This window comes from Halalkalibacter lacteus (assembly GCF_036663595.1).
Classification (GTDB): Bacteria; Bacillota; Bacilli; order Bacillales; family Bacillaceae_D; genus Halalkalibacter; species Halalkalibacter lacteus.
This window is the reverse complement of the sequence record NZ_JAWRVL010000392.1, coordinates 1-244: the sequence shown is the minus strand read 5'-3', so window position 1 is coordinate 244 and position 244 is coordinate 1. Positions and strand designations below refer to the sequence as shown.

1 protein-coding gene is annotated in these 244 nt (G+C 48.4%); it reads right to left on the bottom strand.

The annotated features are described in order from the left end of the window. The coding region (locus SAZ04_RS22785; protein ID WP_488803357.1) for a PaaD-like zinc ribbon domain-containing protein at positions 1–244 on the bottom strand (244 nt) is incomplete at both ends.

Here is a 244-nt window from a genome sequence, read left to right as displayed (position 1 = left end):
GCTTCATGGCAGTCAAGGCAACGGTACATGGCCTTACAGGCCGTTGAACCAAACTGGCTGACCAGTTCAGTATGAAATGAATTGCATCGTGGACATTGAACAGCTTCCTGGCGGAACATATCGGTTGAACAGAATTGCTGAATGGGGTTGGGCGGTGCTATGCCAAAAGCTTTAAGTTTTTCTTTCCCTTCCTCACTCATCCATTCTGTGGTCCATGCTGGAGAAAGCTGCTGGCGTATACTGA